16 protein-coding genes are annotated in these 17704 nt (G+C 73.9%); 10 read left to right on the forward strand and 6 right to left on the reverse strand.

The features are described from left to right. Window positions 1-44 precede the first annotated feature (44 nt). Both ACFRAC_RS15365 and ACFRAC_RS15370 read right to left on the reverse strand, forming a co-directional pair. Window positions 45-323: a hypothetical protein gene (locus tag ACFRAC_RS15365; protein WP_062667645.1), complete on the reverse strand. Its 279-nt coding sequence runs from the start codon at window positions 321-323 to the stop codon at window positions 45-47. A gap of 43 nt (window positions 324-366) precedes the next feature. Beyond that, the gene (locus ACFRAC_RS15370; protein ID WP_361343617.1) at window positions 367-1152 is read right to left on the reverse strand and encodes a PspA/IM30 family protein; all 786 of its coding nucleotides are present in this window, start codon (window positions 1150-1152) and stop codon (window positions 367-369) included. Window positions 1153-1458: 306 nt separating this feature from the next. On the opposite strand from ACFRAC_RS15370, the gene ACFRAC_RS15375 reads away from it, so the two are divergent. From ACFRAC_RS15375 to ACFRAC_RS15385, 3 genes are all read left to right on the forward strand, one after another. Next, window positions 1459-2097: a DUF3043 domain-containing protein gene (locus tag ACFRAC_RS15375; protein ID WP_382924527.1), complete on the forward strand. Its 639-nt coding sequence runs from the start codon at window positions 1459-1461 to the stop codon at window positions 2095-2097. A gap of 83 nt (window positions 2098-2180) precedes the next feature. Beyond that, the gene (locus ACFRAC_RS15380; RefSeq protein WP_382924528.1) at window positions 2181-2918 is read left to right on the forward strand and encodes a class I SAM-dependent methyltransferase; all 738 of its coding nucleotides are present in this window, start codon (window positions 2181-2183) and stop codon (window positions 2916-2918) included. A 57-nt stretch (window positions 2919-2975) separates the two neighbouring features. Next, entirely contained in the window at window positions 2976-4052 is a 1077-nt protein-coding gene (locus ACFRAC_RS15385) for a S1C family serine protease (RefSeq protein WP_382924385.1), read from the forward strand. A gap of 37 nt (window positions 4053-4089) precedes the next feature. Here the strand turns inward: ACFRAC_RS15385 and ACFRAC_RS15390 are convergent, their stop codons facing one another. Next, window positions 4090-4299: a hypothetical protein gene (locus ACFRAC_RS15390; RefSeq protein ID WP_062667600.1), complete on the reverse strand. Its 210-nt coding sequence runs from the start codon at window positions 4297-4299 to the stop codon at window positions 4090-4092. A 111-nt stretch (window positions 4300-4410) separates the two neighbouring features. Between ACFRAC_RS15390 and ACFRAC_RS15395 the strand changes: the two genes are divergently transcribed. After that, window positions 4411-5622: a bifunctional adenosylcobinamide kinase/adenosylcobinamide-phosphate guanylyltransferase gene (locus tag ACFRAC_RS15395; RefSeq protein WP_382924386.1), complete on the forward strand. Its 1212-nt coding sequence runs from the start codon at window positions 4411-4413 to the stop codon at window positions 5620-5622. Between the two features lie 101 nt (window positions 5623-5723). Here the strand turns inward: ACFRAC_RS15395 and ACFRAC_RS15400 are convergent, their stop codons facing one another. Further along, window positions 5724-6530 (reverse strand): class I SAM-dependent methyltransferase, encoded by an 807-nt coding sequence (locus tag ACFRAC_RS15400; RefSeq protein WP_382924387.1) that lies wholly within the window; start codon window positions 6528-6530, stop codon window positions 5724-5726. Window positions 6531-6734: 204 nt separating this feature from the next. On the opposite strand from ACFRAC_RS15400, the gene cobT reads away from it, so the two are divergent. Beyond that, window positions 6735-7817, forward strand: coding sequence for a nicotinate-nucleotide--dimethylbenzimidazole phosphoribosyltransferase (cobT, locus tag ACFRAC_RS15405; RefSeq protein WP_382924388.1), 1083 nt, complete (start codon window positions 6735-6737; stop codon window positions 7815-7817). Between the two features lie 59 nt (window positions 7818-7876). Next, window positions 7877-8581 (forward strand): hypothetical protein, encoded by a 705-nt coding sequence (locus tag ACFRAC_RS15410; RefSeq protein WP_382924389.1) that lies wholly within the window; start codon window positions 7877-7879, stop codon window positions 8579-8581. On the opposite strand, the gene ACFRAC_RS15415 is transcribed toward ACFRAC_RS15410, so the two are convergent. After that, the gene (locus ACFRAC_RS15415) at window positions 8521-9285 is read right to left on the reverse strand and encodes a hypothetical protein (protein ID WP_382924390.1); all 765 of its coding nucleotides are present in this window, start codon (window positions 9283-9285) and stop codon (window positions 8521-8523) included. The genes ACFRAC_RS15410 and ACFRAC_RS15415 overlap by 61 nt on opposite strands. Before the next feature lie 73 nt (window positions 9286-9358). On the opposite strand from ACFRAC_RS15415, the gene ACFRAC_RS15420 reads away from it, so the two are divergent. Next, window positions 9359-10138, forward strand: coding sequence for an adenosylcobinamide-GDP ribazoletransferase (locus ACFRAC_RS15420; RefSeq protein WP_382924529.1), 780 nt, complete (start codon window positions 9359-9361; stop codon window positions 10136-10138). 53 nt (window positions 10139-10191) lie between these two features. On the opposite strand, the gene ACFRAC_RS15425 is transcribed toward ACFRAC_RS15420, so the two are convergent. Beyond that, the gene (locus ACFRAC_RS15425; protein WP_382924391.1) at window positions 10192-12225 is read right to left on the reverse strand and encodes a hypothetical protein; all 2034 of its coding nucleotides are present in this window, start codon (window positions 12223-12225) and stop codon (window positions 10192-10194) included. A 353-nt stretch (window positions 12226-12578) separates the two neighbouring features. Between ACFRAC_RS15425 and ACFRAC_RS15430 the strand changes: the two genes are divergently transcribed. The 3 genes from ACFRAC_RS15430 to sucB all read left to right on the forward strand — a co-directional run bounded on the left by ACFRAC_RS15430 (window position 12579) and on the right by sucB (window position 17652). Continuing rightward, complete coding sequence (locus ACFRAC_RS15430; RefSeq protein ID WP_382924392.1) at window positions 12579-14114, forward strand: leucyl aminopeptidase; 1536 nt, start codon at window positions 12579-12581, stop codon at window positions 14112-14114. Window positions 14115-14372: 258 nt separating this feature from the next. Continuing rightward, entirely contained in the window at window positions 14373-15761 is a 1389-nt protein-coding gene (gene lpdA, locus ACFRAC_RS15435) for a dihydrolipoyl dehydrogenase (protein WP_361343639.1), read from the forward strand. A 76-nt stretch (window positions 15762-15837) separates the two neighbouring features. Then, window positions 15838-17652, forward strand: a complete 1815-nt coding sequence (gene sucB / locus ACFRAC_RS15440; RefSeq protein ID WP_382924393.1) for a 2-oxoglutarate dehydrogenase, E2 component, dihydrolipoamide succinyltransferase — start codon at window positions 15838-15840, stop codon at window positions 17650-17652. Window positions 17653-17704: the final 52 nt, after the last annotated feature.

The following is a 17704-nucleotide window of genomic DNA, read 5'->3' on the forward strand; positions in this document are numbered from 1 at the left end:
TTCGTCGGTGCGGTCGCCGGCCCGCACGGGGCGCGCCGGCGGGGTCAGCCGGGGATGAGTCCGTCGTCGCTCAGCAGCTCCCGGACCTCCTCCAGGGTGGCGTCCGGGGACGGCAGGATGAGGTCCGAGGGCTCCAGGGAGTCGTCGGGCAGCGGGGTCCCCCGCCCGCGGACCGCGGCGAGCAGGGCGGTGAGGGTGCGGCGGAAGCCGGGGCCGTCGCCGCCCTCCATCTCCGCGAGGAGCTCGTCGTCCAGCTTGTTCAGCTCGGGCAGGTGGCTGTCGGACAGCCGTACCTGCCCCTCACCCATGATCCGGACGATCATGTCGCCCATCTCGGCCTCCTCGGCGTGGGACCCCGGCCGTCCGCTACTGCTTGTCGAGGCGCGGGGTGTCCTGCGGCTGCTGCTGGGACTGCTGCCGGCCGGTACCGCCCTCGATGGCCTGCTGGCCGGCCGAGGGGCCTCCCGCCAGCTCCGCCTTCATGCGCTGCAGCTCCAGCTCTACATCCGTACCACCGGAGAGCCGGTCCAGCTCGGCCTGGATGTCGTCCTTGCGCATGCCGGACTGGTCGTCCAGGGCGCCGGAGGCGAGGAGTTCGTCGATGGCGCCCGCGCGGGCCTGGAGCTGGGCCGTCTTGTCCTCGGCCCGCTGGATCGCCAGGCCGACGTCGCCCATCTCCTCGGAGATGCCGGAGAACGCCTCGCCGATCCGGGTCTGGGCCTGGGCCGCGGTGTACGTGGCCTTGATGGTCTCCTTCTTGGTGCGGAAGGCGTCGACCTTGGCCTGCAGCCGCTGGGCCGCGAGGGTGAGCTTCTCCTCCTCGCCCTGCAGGGTCGCGTGCTGGGTCTCCAGGTCCGTCACCTGCTGCTGGAGGGCGGCGCGCCGCGAGAGCGCCTCGCGGGCCAGGTCCTCGCGGCCCAGCGCGAGCGCCTTGCGGCCCTGGTCCTCCAGCTTGGACGACTGCTGCTGGAGCTGGTTGAGCTGGAGCTCCAGGCGCTTGCGGGAGGTGGCCACGTCGGCCACGCCCCGGCGCACCTTCTGGAGCAGCTCCAACTGCTTCTGATACGAGTAATCGAGGGTCTCGCGCGGGTCCTCGGCCCGGTCAAGGGCCTTGTTCGCCTTCGCGCGGAAGATCATCCCCATACGCTTCATGACACCGCTCATGGGCTTCGCGCGCCCCCTTCTGACGGACTCCAGCTCCAGCACCTGCGACAGAACCCACAGTACGGGCCCTGCATCCATTACCGCACTGTTCGGGGACGGATGCGCTCATCCCCAAGGACGACTGCGTACGCCCGCGCTCCGGCGTGAGGAGTAGGTGACCCCCGGGTGTGGCCGTGACCGGCCGGTCCCGGTGCCGCCCCGGTGACACTCCCCCGTGACCGCCGGAGGGACCGTCCACCCCGTCCCCTCTGTCCCCCTACGACGAGCGGTGTTGCCGGATCGTTCCCCACGGGGCTGGGGTCCAACCCCGGGCACCCCGTACCCTTGGGTTTTGTGTTCCGTAGCCGTGCCAAGGACGAGAAGGCCCAGGACGCCGACAAGGCGCCGGTGACCGACTCCACTCAGACCCGCCATCCCGAGGCCCCGAAGGGCCGCCCCACGCCCAAGCGCAGTGCGACCCAGTCGCAGCGTCGCAGCGTGGCCAACACGTCGATGACGCGCAAGGACGCCGCCAAGCGGCAGCGCGAGGAGCGCCGTGCCGCCCTGGAGCGCCAGCGCCAGGCGCTGGCCACGGGTGACGAGCGTTATCTGCCCGCCCGTGACAAGGGCCCGGTCCGCAAGTTCGCGCGTGACTTCATCGACTCGCGCTTCAACATCGCGGAGTTCTTCCTCCCGATGGCCGTGGTCATCCTCGTGCTGAGCATGGTGCGGGTGCCCGCGCTGCAGAACATCGCGCTGCTGCTGTGGCTCATCGTGATCGTGCTGATCGTGCTCGACTCGGTCGTCACGGCCTTCCGGCTGAAGAAGCGGCTCGCCGAGCGCTTCCCGGACGTCAACCGCCGGGGCGCCGTCGCGTACGCGCTGATGCGTTCCCTCCAGATGCGCCGGCTCCGGCTGCCCAAGCCCCAGGTCAAGCGCGGAGAGCGGCCCTGAGCGCTGCTGACTTCTCCGGGGGTGCGGCCGACGCCTGGCTGAGCAAGGTGGGCGGTCTGCGTGAGGTCGTACGGCAGGAGCTGGTGACCCGGCAGCTCGACGAGCAGATAGCCGGACGGTTCCCGGTCGGCAAGCGGCTGCGGGTGCTCGAGGTGGGCATGGGCCAGGGCACGCAGGCGCTGCGGCTGGCCCGCGCCGGTCACCAGGTGACAGGTGTCGAGCGGGACGCGACGATGATCTCGGCGGCCCGCGCCCGGCTGGCCGGCGAGCCGGAGGGCATCCGCGAGCGGGTGCGGCTCGTCCAGAGCGACGGGCGGGACACCGGCGTGCACTTCCTGCCGGGCAGCTTCGACGTCGTGCTGTGCCACGGCGTGCTCATGTACGTCGACGAGCCCGATCCGCTGCTGGCCGGGCTGGCGCGGATGCTGGCACCCGGCGGGCTGCTGTCGCTGCTCGTCCGCAACGGCGACGCGCTCGCCCTGCGGCCCGGTCTGGCCGGCGACTGGGAGACGGCGCTGGCCGCCTTCGACACCAGTGCGCACCTCCCCCATTCTCGAACAGACTCGAACGGGGGGACCCCCACCCGCCTGGGGCTGGACGTACGGGCCGACCGGCTGTCCGATCTGAGGGCGACGCTCGCCGGGATCGGGGCGCCGCTGCACACCTGGTACGGCGTGCGGGTGTGCACGGACACGGCCGCCGACGGGGCGGACGTCCCCGAGGACCTGGACACCCTTCTCGCGGTCGAGGAGCGGGCCGGGAAGACCGACCCGTACCGGGGTGTGGCGGCGCTGCTGCACCTGTGCGGGGTGCGCGGCTGAGCCCGTTCGGGTGCGCTCCGGGGGCCGTGCGCGCGGGCCGGGGCGAGACTCGGGGCCATGGATGTTCGCCGTGCCACCACCTCGCGGCCGTCCGTCGCGGCGGCCGTGCTGCTGAGTGCCGCGCTGCTCCTCGCCGGCTGCTCCGGGCCGTCGTCGCCCCGTGATCCGCGCGACGCGACGAGCCAGGCCGCGGCGCGCCGGGCGAGGGGGGCCGCCGAGGCCCTGCAGGACGGTTTTCTGCTGGTGATCCGGGACGTCCTGCCGTCGGTCGTGCAGATCCGGGCCAGGCGTGACCTCGGGTCCGGCGTGGTCTACGACGACCAGGGGCACATCGTCACCAACGCGCACGTCGTCGGGAGCGAGAAGACCTTCCGGGTGACGACCGCGGGCAGCGAGCGCGAGCTGACCGCGCGGCTCGTGGCGTCGTATCCCCCTCAGGACCTCGCCGTCGTCCGGCTGGACGACCCGCCGGACGGGTTGCGGCCGGCCAGGTTCGGGGGCTCCTCGAAGGTGCGGGTCGGGCAGATCGTGCTGGCCATGGGGTCGCCGCTCGGGCTGTCGTCCAGCGTGACCCAGGGCATCGTCTCGGCGACCGGACGGACCGTCACCGAGGGCGGGGACGACGGCGGGACGGGCGCGACGATCGCCAACATGGTGCAGACGTCGGCGGCCATCAACCCGGGCAACAGCGGCGGCGCCCTGGTCGACCTGGACAGCCGGGTCGTCGGCATCCCGACCCTGGCCGCCGTCGATCCCGGCGCGGGCGGCGCGGCGCCGGGGATCGGGTTCGCGATCCCGGCGTCGACGGTGCGGAAGATCACCGATCAGATCATCGAGAAGGGCCGGGTCACCGACTCGGGCCGGGCGGCGCTCGGCATCACCGGCCGGACGGTCGTGGACGCCGACCTGGAGCCGGCGGGGGTGGCCGTCGTCGCGGTGCGGCCGGGCGGCGCCGCCGACAAGGCCGGGCTGAGACCGGGGGATGTCATCACCCGGCTGGGGGACAAGGACATCACCACCATCGCGTCGCTCTCGGAGGCGCTGGCCGCGGACGAACCGGGGCAGCGGACGTCGGTGACGTTCACCCGCGACGGGGACGAGAAGAAGGTGAAAGTGAAGCTGGGCGAGCAGTGACGGGGGCGGAGGCGTACGGCCCCCGCCCCCGGTCGCGTCACGCCTCGGCGTGCAGGCTCATCGGCCCGTAGATCTCGGTGGCGTCCTCGAACAGGCGGACCTGGTCCGCACCGCCCTCCTGAAGTTCCTTCCAGTGCTCCCCGATCCATGACTCGGCGTCCCCCTGGGTGGTGAACTCCTCGGGCTGCACCGCGGGCTGGACCTCCGCCCCGTCGGCCTTCTCGAACCGCCACGTCCATGCCGCCATCTACGCCTCCAAGGTGTCAGCACATGCAAAGGGGAGCCGGAACGAGGTCCGGCTCCTGCGCTGAGCCTAGTCGGCTGCGCGAGACCTGCGCGGACAGGCGAAAATCGGGGCGTGGAAATCACTTTTCTCGGCACCGGCGCCCCTGCGGGACTCCCCCGCCCCGACTGTCCGTGCGCGGCGTGCGCGAGCGCCCTCCGCGAGGGCCCGCGGGCCGCCACCGCGCTCCTCGTGGACGGGACGCTGATGCTCGACCTGACGCCGGGGGCGGCGTTCGCCGCGGCGCGGGCCGGGCGTTCGCTGGGGTCCGTGCGGCAGGTGCTGCTGACCCACCCGCACAACGGGCCCGCCGTGGAGGTGCCGGCGGGCGTGCCGCAGCCGGGCCGGGTGCCGGACGGGCGGGAGCTGGCGCTGCTGACGGGGCATCGGGTGCGGGCGGTGGCCATGGACGCGCCGGGCACCGGCTACGAGGTCACCGGGCCGGACGGGCGGCGCCTGCTGTACCTGCCGCCCGGGTGCGCGCCGGCCGGGCTGGAGGAGGGTTCGACGGGGCCGTACGACATGGTGGCCGCCGATGTCGTGGGGCGGCCGGACGCCCTGGCGAAGCTGCGGGCGGTGGGGGCGGTCGGGCCGGCCACGGACGTCGTCGCCGTCCATCTGGACCACGACGTCCCGCCGGGCCCCGAGCTGCGGCGGCGGCTGGCGGCGGCGGGGGCGCGGGCGGTGCCGGACGGGACGACGCTGGTGGTGGGGGCCTACGAGAACGGCGCCGACGTGCCGTACGTGCCCCGGCGGACGTTGGTGCTGGGCGGCGCGCGGTCCGGGAAGTCGGTGGAGGCGGAGCGGCGCCTGGAGTCGTTCCCCGACGTGCTGTACGTGGCGACGGGCGGCACCCGGGGCGGGGACACCGAGTGGGCGCAGCGGGTCGCCGCGCACCGGGAGCGGCGGCCGGGGTCGTGGCGGACGACCGAGACCTGCGACCTGGTGCCGCTGCTGGCCGAGGAGGGGGCGCCGCTGCTGGTGGACTGTCTGTCGCTGTGGCTGACGGACGCGATGGACGCGGTCGGGGCGTGGGACGACGCGGTGTGGGCGGACGGCGGGGAGCGGGCGCTGCGGGAGCGTGTGCGCGCGCTCGTCGAGGCGGTCCGGGCGACGCGGCGGACCGTGGTGGCCGTCTCGAACGAGGTGGGGTCGGGGATCGTGCCGGCCACGGCCTCCGGACGGCGGTACCGGGACGAGTTGGGACGGCTGAACGCGGCCTTCGCGGGTGAGTGCGAGCAGGTCGTCCTGGTGGTGGCGGGGCAGGCGGTCGTGCTGCGCGGCTGAGAGTGCCGGGTGCTGCCGTCCGGCGGGTGCGGGTGTCGCGTGGCCGGTCGCGCGGTTCCCCGCGCCCCTGACGGCACTGCCGTCGCCCGTGCTTCTCGGGGTCAGGTGTGGTGTTTTCGGGCGATGATCCGGTAGGCGTTCGAGCGGTGGGTGCGGCGCAGCAGCGGGGCCAGGAGGTGGTCCAGGGCCCAGGCGACGGCCACCAGGGGGGCGCCGAGGCGGTCGAGCGGGGACGGCAGCAGCCGGCACAGGATCAGCGACGTCATGGCCGCGAGGTCGTACGGCAGGTGGGCGGCGCGGTGGTCCGTGGCGACGACCGTGCAGCCGTGGGCCTCCAGCGTCTCGCGGAGCGCGTCGGCCGGCATCAGGTGCAGATGGCCGGGGCGGCTGTGCGGGACCCAGGCCGGGCCGAGGAGCGTCGCGAACACGCAGCGGGGGTTGGGCAGTTCGAGGACGAGATGGCCACCGGGGCGCAGCACGGTCAGCGCGGCGCGCAGTTCCGCGAGCGGGTCGGGGGCGTGTTCCAGGTGCCGGAACATGCTGACGACGTCGTAGCGGGCGCGCAGCCGGTCCGTGACGCGGGGGTCCGTCAGATGCCCGACGTGGGCCTCCTCCACGCGCTCGGCGACACGCGCCTGCAGCACCCGGTGGCCGGCGTCGAGGCCGTCGAACGCGGTGTAGGGGAAGACCTCCTTGGCCGTCTCGGGGAAGCGGCCGTAGCCGGTGCCCACGTCGAGCCAGCTCTCCGGCTCGGGCAGGCCGAGCGCCGCGCGGGCGGCGGCCCGCAGATGGCGGGGGCCGCGCCGGGTGAGCCCGAGGTGGCGGGGGACAAAGGTGTGCTCCCGGCACGCGGCGAGGGTGAACGCGCAGGTGATGTCCGGGCGTTCGGCGGGTGCGGTCGCGGTCATGAGGGGCTCCCGGGCGTGGGCGTACGGCAGGGGCGTACGGCGGAGACGGTGCGAGCATGCCCCGACAATCCACTGCAAAACGGAACGTATGGGATACCGATGGTGGGTGCAACGACGTCACCCGGGCGTGGTGGGCGCGCGGCGCCGGCACCGGAGCCGACAGGGGGGCCGATCCGTTCGAGCGGTGCCGGTACTGTTCGGCGAATGAGCTCGCTTCAACTCGACGACTTCAGTGATCTGATCGAGCGCCCCGACGCGGGGGTACGCCGTGAGGCCGAGGCACGCCGTGAGCGCCAGACCGTGCCGCCCGGGGCGCTGGGCCGCCTCGACGAGCTGGGCGAGTGGCTGGCGGCCGCCCAGTCCGCGGTGCCGGTGCGGCCGGTCGAACGGCCCAAGGCCGTGCTGTTCGCCGGGGACCACGGGGTCGCCGAGCTCGGTGTGTCGGCACGCCCGGCGGGCAGCGCCGCGGAGCTGGTGCGGGAGATCCTGGAGGGCGCCCGGCCGGTGTCCGTGCTGGCGCGCCGGCTCGGCGTCCCGGTCCGGGTGGTCGACATGGCGCTGGACTGCGACCCGGGTTCGCTCCCGGAGGACGTCGTACGGCACCGGGTGCGGCGCGGCAGCGGCCGTATCGACATCGAGGACGCGCTGACCCCCGAGGAGGCCGAGGCCGCTTTCCGGGCGGGGATGGCGGTCGCCGACGAGGAGGCCGACTCCGGTACGGACCTGGTGGTGCTGGGCGACGTGAGCGTCGGCGGGACCACCGCGGCCGGGGTGCTGGTCGCCGCGCTGTGCGGCACGGACGCCTCGGTGGTCACCGGACGGGGCGGGGTGGCCATCGACGACCTGGCGTGGATGCGCAAGTGCGCCGCGATCCGGGACGCCCTGCGCCGGGCGAGGCCGGTGCTCGGGGACCAGTTGCGACTCCTGGCGACGGTGGGCGGGGCGGACCTCGCCGCGATCACCGGGTTCCTGCTGCAGAGCGCGGTGCGCAAGCTGCCGGTCGTGCTGGACGGGGTCGTGGTCGCCGCCTGCGCGCTGGTGGGGCAGCGGGTCGCGTTCCGGGCGCCGGACTGGTGGCTGGCCGCGCACGTCAGCGGGGAGCCGGGCCAGGCGAAGGCGCTGGACCGGATGGCCCTGGAGCCCCTGCTCGACCATGGCGTCCGGGTCGGCGAGGGGGCCGGCGGGCTGCTGGCGCTGCCGCTGGTGCAGGCCGCCGCGGCGCTGGCGGCGGAGCTGCCGGAGGATCCGGCGAAGACGGACGAGCCGCAGGGGGCCGCCGCGGAGTAGGGCGGTCGGCGGGCGGCTGAGCAGAGAGCAGGACGAACCGGGACATAGGATCACGGTTCGTGAGAGCTGACAGGCTCGGTCGCCTGGCCCGCGCCGAGTGGGGCCCGCTGTACCGGGCCGTGCGGGCCGGCTGGGCGCGGCGGCGGTGGCGGGGGGTGTCGCTGACGCTCGCCGCCGTCTGTCTCACCGGGCTCGCGCAGGTGGTCCAGCAGCGGTCCTGGGGGCGGCCGGTCGTCCGGGACCTCGGGGGCGTACGGGCCGAGGACCCGCTGTGGCAGGCGCTCGCGCGTACCCCGCTGTCCCCGTTCGTGCCCGCCGCCGGCCTGCCGGTGTGGGGCGCGCTCGCGCAGATCCTGGTCGTCTTCGGGATCGCCGAGCTGTCCCTGGGGCGGTGGCGGACCCTGGCCGTCGCCTACGCGGCGACCCTCGCCGGGACCCTCTACGCGCGCCTGGGCATCGCGCTCGGGCCGGACCACCCGCTGGGGCTGCCCGGTTCGGACGCACGGGTCGTGGACACCGGCCCGTCGGCCGCCGTCGTGGGGCTGGCCCTGTTCGCCGGCTGGCGGCACGGGGCGTACCTCACGGCGGGTGCGGTGGCGGGGGCGATGGTCGTCGAGGTCGTCCTGAAGGACGACCTCGCCGGCCGGGAGCATGGGGCGGCCGTCGTGGCCGTGGCGGTGCTGTGCGCGGTGGCGGCCGGGCGTCAGCGGCGTTCCAGGGCGCGGGCGGGCTCCACGTCGGGGGCGCCGCCGAGCCAGTCCTGAAATCTGCGGCTGGGGCCCAGCCAGCGCCGGTCGTGGTGGTAGGAGCGCAGCAGGGCCCTGGCGCGGGCGCGCGGCCGGCGGCGGTAGAAGCGTCTCGCCCAGGGGGACGTGGGCCGGGCCAGACGGACGGCGCCGAACAGGGCGACGAACGGGATGACCACGCCGAAGAGCGCCGTCTTGGCCTTGCCCTTGTACAGGGCGAGCAGGGCGACCAGGAAGTTCCCGCCGATGGTGCCGAGCGCCGCCCCGCGGTTCTGCATCTCGTCCTGATTGAGGTCGTTGACGCCGAAGGGCGCGTAGCCGAGCAGGAGCAGGCCGACGAGAGCGGTGGTGAGCACGACCACCTCGACGCTCTTGCGGCCGTCCTCGCTCCAGTACACGTCGTCCAGGTGCAGGATCAGGGCGAACTCGTCCATCACCAGGCCGGCGCCCACCCCGAAGACCACGGCGGCCAGGGCCGAGCCGAAGCCGCGCTGGCCGCCCGCGACCGCGCAGAAGCCGCCGACCACGGTGAGGACGATCCCGGGGACGACGTGGTGGATGTGGACGGAGCCGCTGCTGATGTTCCGGAAGGGGCCCCTGCCCGCCCGGATGAGGCGGGTGACGAGCCGGGTGACGAGAAACGTCACCACGAAGGCGGTCAGGGCCAGGAGCAGGGGGAGCTTCCCCGGTTCGACGATGTTGCGCTGCCACCAGTCACCCATGTCCTCAGTGTGGGCGGGACGGGGGTGGGCTGCCCGGCGGGACGGACGTCCGGGCTAGTCTGCGGGCGTGTCCATGACCCCACCGCCCCCGCACGGCCTCCGGTTCGCCTTCGGCACGCTGAGCGCGCTCCCGGTGCGGGTGGGGCGCTGGGACCGGGACGCGGCGCGCGGCGGGATGCTGTGCGCCCCGCTGGTCGGGGTGGTGGTGGGCTGCGGGGCGGCGGCCGTCGCCCTGGTGCCGCTGTTCCTCGGCGCCGGTCCCCTGCTCGCCGCCGTCGCGGCGGCCGCCGTCCCGGCCGTCCTCACCCGGGGGCTGCACCTGGACGGGCTCGCCGACACCGCGGACGGGCTCGGCAGCGGCAAGCCGGCCGAGGACGCGCTACGGATCATGAAGCAGTCGGACATCGGGCCGTTCGGTGTGATCACGCTGCTGTTCGTCCTGCTCGCGCAGGTCGCCGCGCTGGCCCGGCTGTACGACGACTCGTGGGCCCGGGGCGCTCTGGCCACCGCCGTCGCGGCCGTCACCGCCCGGCTCGCGCTCACCCTCGCCGCCCGCACGGGCGTGCCCCCCGCCCGCCCGGAGGGACTGGGGGCCGCGGTCGCCGGGGTCGTCCCGGTACGGGCCGCGGCCGGCGCCGCCCTGGCCGTGACCGCGGTGGCCGCCGCCGCGGGGGCGACCCTCGGCACGGACGGTGCCGTACGCGCCGCGGTCGCGGTCCTCGCCGCGCTCGGCTGCGCCGAACTGCTGCTGCGGCACTGCGTCCGCCGCTTCGGCGGGGTCACCGGGGACGTCTTCGGCGGGCTCGCGGAGACGGCGGCCACGACCGCGCTCGTCGTGCTGTCGCTGGGCTGAGCCCCGGGCAACCGCCGCCCGTCACCGGGCGGGCGGTCCCCACGGACGGACGGCTACGGCAGCCGCAGCGTCACCGCCGTCTGGAGCGGCTCCGGCGTCGTCCACGCCGAGCGCAGACCCGCGTACGGGGCGCCGAACACGGAGGTCCCGAGCAGGAGTTGCCTGCGGGTGCCCTCCGGCACGGTCACCGGGATCTGCACCCCGGAGGGCGCGCTCACGGTGACCTTGGAGCCGACGCGGTACGCGGTCACCCGGCCCTGGGAGAGGGCGGTCCGCCAGGCGTCACGGCGCTTGAACTCGGTGCCGATGGCGCTCTGGCGGAGATTCTCCAGCGGGGTGTTGTCCGCGAACAGGGCGCGGTGGTCGGCGAGCACCTTGTCCAGGACCGGGTAGAGGATCCGGTCCTCGGCCAGGTTGGACTGGTGGACGTAGTGCGGGCGCGGGTCGTTGGAGATGACGTGCCCGAGGGCGGCCCGGGCCTCCTGCGGCACGATGTGCTGCGCGTATCCGGTGGCGACGTCCAGCGGCTCGTCGAGGCAGGTGGAGGAAGGGCTGGACTCGCAGATGCCGCTGCCGCCGTCGGCCTTCGAGGTGTAGATCCAGTTGTACTCGTCGGCCATCTCCTGAGCGGTGCCCGTGTTGTAGTACACGTTCATCGGGTAGCGGGGCACGGTGAGGGCGGAGCCGACCGGGCGCTGGGCGGCCTCGCGGGAGTTGTCCGAGGCGATCCACCTGACCCCGTTGTCGGCGAGGGCGCCGGCCAGGTCGGGGTTGTCCGCGGGCTGCTGCGGCAGGGTCTTCAGGCCGGAGTGCTCGCCGGTGACCAGTTCCGTGCGGTCGAGCGGGAGGCCCTTGGCCACGCCCCAGGTGTGGTTGTCCCGGATCTGGGCGGAGATCTCGGACCGGCTCACGTACCGGACCGAGCCGTCGGCGTTCCTGGCGCAGCTCCACGGCACGGTCGAGGTGTCCTGCACACACCCGAGGAACGGGTGCGTGTAGGTGTGGTTGATCCAGCGGTACTGGTCGCGGTCGGCGAGCAGCCGCGCGGCGAGGGCGTCGGTGCCGCCGTGCTCGGTCCTCCACTCCTCGCCCGAGCCCGCGTTGTAGACCATGTCCAGCTGGAAGCCGCTCTCGCGCTGCCACTGCGCCGCCCGGACCGCGTCCTGCTCGGTCATCCGGATCGGCGGGGCCTCCTCGCCGCCGCCCCCGGCGCAGTCGATGTCCCCTGGCGTGCAGTCGCGCTCGGTGTCCCAGCGGGCGTCGGGCGCGAAGACGTCGTCGACGTGCACGGCGAGGTAGTTGCGCGCCTGGCCGAGGTGGACGCCCTGGGTCAGCCACTCGACGATGCCGCGGGCCAGCAGCCGGAACTGCTGCTGGTACTGGTTGTAGGCGAAGGTGACGACGAGCCGGCGGCGCCCGTCGGCGGCGTACTCGCCGACCAGGCTGCCCCGCCCGGAGCCCCCCGGCACCGGGACGTCGACGTAGCTGGTGAAGCCGGCGCGGGGCCGGGCGGCGTAGCCGTAACTCTCCGGCACGGACGGGTCGTTGTCCTCGAAGGTGAAGGCGCCGTCGAGATAGCCGAAGGCACCGGCCCGGCCCTGGGCGGTGACCGCGGCCTCGTGTCCGTCGAGGCTGCCCGCCCAGCCGCCCTCGGTGGTGTAGTCGAGGCCGACGCCCGGGTGGGCCCAGGTGTAGGCGTCCACCTGTGGGATGCCGAAGGCGCGCTCGAAGTCCTCCAGCGCGGTCTGCTCGGCCGAGCCCGCGCCGAAGGGCGCCTCGTGGGGCAGCACGACGCCCTGGTACTTGGCGCGCGGGGTGCCGCCGACGCTGTCGCTGAGGAACGCCTGGGTGACGGCCGGGCGGTTCGTGTCGTTCAGGTCGACGGTGGTGTACGGGACGCCGGTGCTGCCGAGCTGTGCGGTGATGGCCTGGACCGCGCTGCCGCCGTCGTCCACGACGAGCACCTTGAGGTCGACGCGCGGTTCGGCCGCGGCCGAGGCACCGGGCACGCCCAGGCCCAGCGCCAGCAGACCGGCGGCCACCGAGACGGCGGCCGTGTCTCTCCAACGGTGCGCTCCGTGCGCCATGGTTCGTCCTTCCCCCCAGAGGATCCCCGGGCACTCCGCGTGTGGGAGCCGCGGAGGATCCGTGGAAATCATGCGAAACGGCGAGCGGATCGCTCGCCGGAAACCACACGAGTGTGACTCAGCTCACCGGTGCCGGGGATCGGGAAGCGGCGCGACGCCACAGACGGGTGAACGACCGCAGGAATGAGCGAATGCCCTTGCGAGCGTAGGCTCAGCCGCAGGTTCGTGCCGTACCGGGGAAGGCCCCGCTGACACCCGCACCGCCAGGTCGGAACTAGGGTCGGCCCTCGGGCCCGGCCGACCCACACCTTTCGGCCACCGCAACTTCACATCGGAAGCGAGAAATCACCACCGTGACTGCTCTGACTCTCAGCACCGCAGCGGCGCCTGGCCTGCGCGCCGACGTGCTCGTGATCGGTGTCGCCAAGGGCGCCGGCTCCAAGGGCGCGGGCCTGGTCGTCGCCCCCGGCGCCGAGGCCGTGGACCAGGCGTACGACGGCAAGCTCGGCGGCGTCCTGGAGACCCTCGGCGCCTCCGGCTCCGAGGGCGAGGTGACGAAGCTCCCCGCCCCGTCCGGCTTCAAGACCCCGGTCGTCGTGGCGGTCGGCCTCGGCGCCCTGCCCGAGGACGAGGAGGCCGGCTTCGACGGCGAGGTCCTGCGCAAGGCGGCCGGTGTGGCCGGGCGCGCCCTCGCCGGTTCCAAGAAGGCCGCGTTCGCGCTGCCGTTGGCCGACGCCGCCGACCTCGGCGCGATCGCCGAGGGAGTCCTGCTCGGCGCCTACTCCTTCGACGCCTACAAGAGCACCTCCGGGGAGCGCGGCAACGGCAAGGCGCCCCTCGCCGAGGCCGTGCTGCTCGGCGCCAAGCCCCGCGACAAGGCGCACAAGGCCGCGCTCGAGCGCGCCACGGCCGTCTCCGAGGAGCTCAACCGCGCCCGGGACCTCATCAACACCCCACCGAACGACCTCAACCCGGAGTCCTTCGCCGCGATCGCCGCGGCGGCCGCCAAGGAGCACGGCATCAAGGTGCAGGTGCTCGACGAGAAGGCGCTCGCCAAGGGCGGCTACGGCGGCATCCTCGGCGTGGGGGCCGGCTCCGTCTCCGGCCCGCGCCTGGTGAAGCTGTCGTACACGCACTCGCGCAACGCCAAGCACCTCGCCCTCGTGGGCAAGGGCATCACCTACGACTCGGGCGGCATCTCGCTGAAGCCGGCCGGGCACAACGAGACGATGAAGTGCGACATGAGCGGCGCGGCCGCCGTGTTCGCCGCCGTCGTCGCCGCCGCGCGCCTCGGCCTCGAGGTCAACGTCACCGGCTGGCTGGCGCTGGCCGAGAACATGCCCTCCGGCTCCGCCACCCGTCCCGGTGACGTGCTGCGCATGTTCAGCGGCAAGACCGTCGAGGTCCTCAACACCGACGCCGAGGGCCGGCTGGTGCTGGCCGACGCGCTGTGGGCGGCCTCCCTGGAGAAGCCGGACGCCATCGTGGACGTGGCGACCCTGACCGGCGCGATGGTGCTGGCGCTCGGCTCCCGCACCTTCGGCGTGATGGCCAACGACGACGCGTTCCGCGCGGCCGTCGTGGAGGCCGCCGAGGAGGTCGGCGAGGCATCGTGGCCGATGCCGCTGCCGGAGCACCTGCGCAAGGGCATGGACTCCCCGACCGCCGACATCGCGAACATGGGCGAGCGGATGGGCGGCGGCCTGGTCGCGGGTCTCTTCCTGCGCGAGTTCGTGGGCGAGGGCATCACCTGGGCGCACCTCGACATCGCCGGCCCGGCGTTCAACGAGGGCGGCCCCTTCGGGTACACGCCCAAGGGCGGCACGGGCTCCGCGGTGCGGACGCTGGTGCGGCTGGCCGAGCTGACGGCCGCGGGCGACCTGGGCTGACACCCGGTTCCCGGCCGACGGGGCCTCGCACGCGGGTAGGGCGAGGCCCCGTCGCCGTCCGGTTCACGGCCCACCGGACGGCGGTGAGTGGGACGTCTCACACACCGGCCCGGCGTCTCGTTCGGTGTGGACAGGTGCGAAGATGGGGCTCGGCAGGACAGGGCCCCCACCACAGGGCCGGAGAAAGAGCGGCCGGACACCAGCCGCCGCCCGGTCAACGCTGACCGGCGTACGGCGCACATGCATGGAGGACGTGACGTGGCGAACGACGCCAGCACCGTTTTCGACCTAGTGATCCTCGGCGGTGGTAGTGGCGGTTACGCCGCGGCCCTGCGCGGAGCGCAGCTGGGCCTGGACGTCGCCCTGATCGAGAAGGACAAGGTCGGCGGCACCTGCCTGCACCGGGGATGCATCCCCACCAAGGCCCTGCTGCACGCGGGCGAGATCGCCGACCAGGCCCGCGAGAGCGCGCAGTTCGGCGTGAAGGCCACCTTCGAGGGCATCGACATCGCCGGGGTCCACAAGTACAAGGACGGCGTGATCGCCGGTCTGTACAAGGGACTCCAGGGTCTCGTGGCCTCCCGCAAGGTGACGTACATCGAGGGTGAGGGCCGGCTGTCCTCCCCCACCTCCGTCGACGTGAACGGACAGCGGATCCAGGGCCGCCACGTGCTGCTCGCGACCGGCTCCGTGCCGAAGTCCCTGCCGGGCCTGGACATCGACGGCGACCGGATCATCTCCTCGGACCACGCCCTCGTCCTGGACCGCGTGCCGAAGTCCGCGATCATCCTGGGCGGCGGCGTCATCGGCGTCGAGTTCGCCTCGGCGTGGAAGTCGTTCGGCGCCGACGTCACGGTCATCGAGGGCCTGAAGCACCTCGTCCCGGTCGAGGACGAGAACAGCTCCAAGCTCCTGGAGCGCGCCTTCCGCAAGCGCGGCATCAAGTTCAACCTGGGCACCTTCTTCCAGAAGGCCGAGTACACCCAGGACGGTGTCAAGGTCACCCTCGCCGACGGCAAGGAGTTCGAGGCCGAGGTGCTGCTGGTCGCCGTCGGCCGCGGCCCGGTCTCGCAGGGCCTCGGCTACGAGGAGCAGGGCGTCGCGATGGACCGCGGCTACGTCCTCGTCGACGAGTACATGCGCACCAACGTGCCGACCGTCTCCGCCGTCGGTGACCTCGTCCCCACCCTCCAGCTCGCGCACGTCGGCTTCGCCGAGGGCATCCTGGTGGCCGAGCGGCTGGCCGGTCTGAAGACCGTCCCGATCGACTACGACGGTGTCCCCCGCGTGACCTACTGCCACCCGGAGGTCGCCTCCGTCGGCATCACCGAGGCCAAGGCCAAGGAGATCTACGGTGCGGACAAGGTCGTCGCTCTGAAGTACAACCTCGCGGGCAACGGCAAGAGCAAGATCCTGAACACCGCGGGCGAGATCAAGCTCGTCCAGGTCAAGGACGGCGCCGTGGTCGGCGTCCACATGGTCGGCGACCGCATGGGAGAGCAGGTCGGCGAGGCCCAGCTGATCTACAACTGGGAGGCGCTGCCGGCCGAGGTCGCCCAGCTCATCCACGCCCACCCGACGCAGAACGAGGCGCTCGGCGAGGCGCACCTGGCCCTGGCGGGCAAGCCGCTGCACGCGCACGACTGACCCTCGGCCGACGAAGCGACTCCGCGTCCCAGCGACGCCCACAGACTTCCGCAATTCGTAAGGAGCAACCGAAACCATGGCGGTTTCCGTAACCCTTCCGGCGCTCGGCGAGAGCGTCACCGAGGGCACTGTCACCCGCTGGCTGAAGGCCGAGGGTGAGCGCGTCGAGGCCGACGAGCCGCTGCTCGAGGTCTCCACCGACAAGGTCGACACCGAGATCCCCTCGCCCGCGTCCGGCGTGCTGTCCTCCATCAAGGTCGCCGAGGACGAGACGGTCGAGGTCGGTGCCGAGCTGGCCGTGATCGACGACGGCTCCGGCGCCCCGGCCGCCGCCCCGGCCCCGGCCGCCGAGCCCGAGCCCGAGCCCGCCGCGGCTCCGGAGCCGGCCGCCGCCGCGCCGTCCACCGAGCAGGCCGCCCCGGCGCCCGCTCCGACCGCCGAGGCCGCGTCCGGCGGCGGCTCCGCCGAGGGCACGGACGTCGTCCTGCCCGCGCTCGGCGAGTCCGTCACCGAGGGCACCGTCACCCGCTGGCTGAAGTCGGTCGGCGACTCCGTCGAGGCCGACGAGCCGCTGCTCGAGGTCTCCACCGACAAGGTCGACACCGAGATCCCCGCCCCCGCGTCCGGCACCCTGCTGGAGATCGTGGTCGGCGAGGACGAGACGGCCGAGGTCGGCGCCAAGCTCGCCGTCATCGGTGCCGCGGGTGCCGCTCCGGCGGCCGCCCCGGCACAGGAGGCCCCGGCCCCCGCCGCGCAGGCTCCGGCCGCCCCCGCGGAGCCGGCCCAGCCCGCCCCGGCTCCTGCCGCGCCCGCCCCGGCCCCCGCCGCTCCGGCCGCGCCCGCCGCTGCCGCCCCGGCACCGGCCCAGCCCGCCGCCCCGGCCCCCGCTCCGGCGGCCCCGGCCGCTCCGGCTCCGGCCAAGGCCCCCGCCGCCCCCGCCTCTCCGGCCGCCCAGGCCACCGACGAGGGCGCCTACGTCACCCCGCTGGTGCGCAAGCTGGCCGCCGAGCACGGCGTCGACCTGGGCTCCGTCAAGGGCACCGGCGTCGGCGGCCGGATCCGCAAGCAGGACGTCGTCGCCGCCGCCGAGGCCGCGAAGGCCGCCGCCGCGCCGGCTCCGGCCGCCGCGGCCCCGGCCGCCAAGAAGGCGCCGACCCTGGAGGCCTCCCCCCTCCGCGGCCAGACCGTCAAGATGCCGCGCATCCGCAAGGTCATCGGCGACAACATGGTCAAGGCGCTGCACGAGCAGGCGCAGCTGTCCTCGGTCGTCGAGGTCGACGTCACCCGCCTGATGCGCCTGCGCGCCCAGGCCAAGGACTCCTTCGCCGCGCGCGAGGGCGTCAAGCTCTCCCCGATGCCGTTCTTCGTGAAGGCGGCGGCCCAGGCGCTGAAGGCCCACCCGGTCATCAACGCCAGGATCAACGAGGCCGAGGGCACGATCACCTACTTCGACACCGAGAACGTCGGAATCGCGGTGGACTCCGAGAAGGGCCTGATGACCCCGGTCATCAAGCACGCCGGCGACCTCAACATCGCGGGCATCGCCAAGGCCACGGCGGAGCTGGCGGGCAAGGTCCGCAGCAACAAGATCACGCCCGACGAGCTGTCCGGCGCGACCTTCACCATCTCCAACACCGGTTCGCGCGGTGCGCTCTTCGACACGATCATCGTGCCGCCGGGCCAGGTCGCGATCCTCGGCATCGGTGCCACGGTCAAGCGCCCGGCGGTCATCGAGACCGAGGAGGGCACGGTCATCGGCGTCCGCGACATGACGTACCTGACCCTGTCCTACGACCACCGCCTGGTGGACGGCGCCGACGCGGCCCGCTACCTGACGGCGGTCAAGGCGATCCTCGAGGCGGGCGAGTTCGAGGTCGAGCTCGGCCTCTGAGCCCTTCTGATCGGCAGTACGGCGCCCCGTCCGGGCTCACCCGGGCGGGGCG

The sequence above is a fragment of the Streptomyces sp. NPDC056628 genome, from assembly GCF_042792555.1.
In the GTDB taxonomy this organism is placed as follows: domain Bacteria; phylum Actinomycetota; class Actinomycetes; order Streptomycetales; family Streptomycetaceae; genus Streptomyces.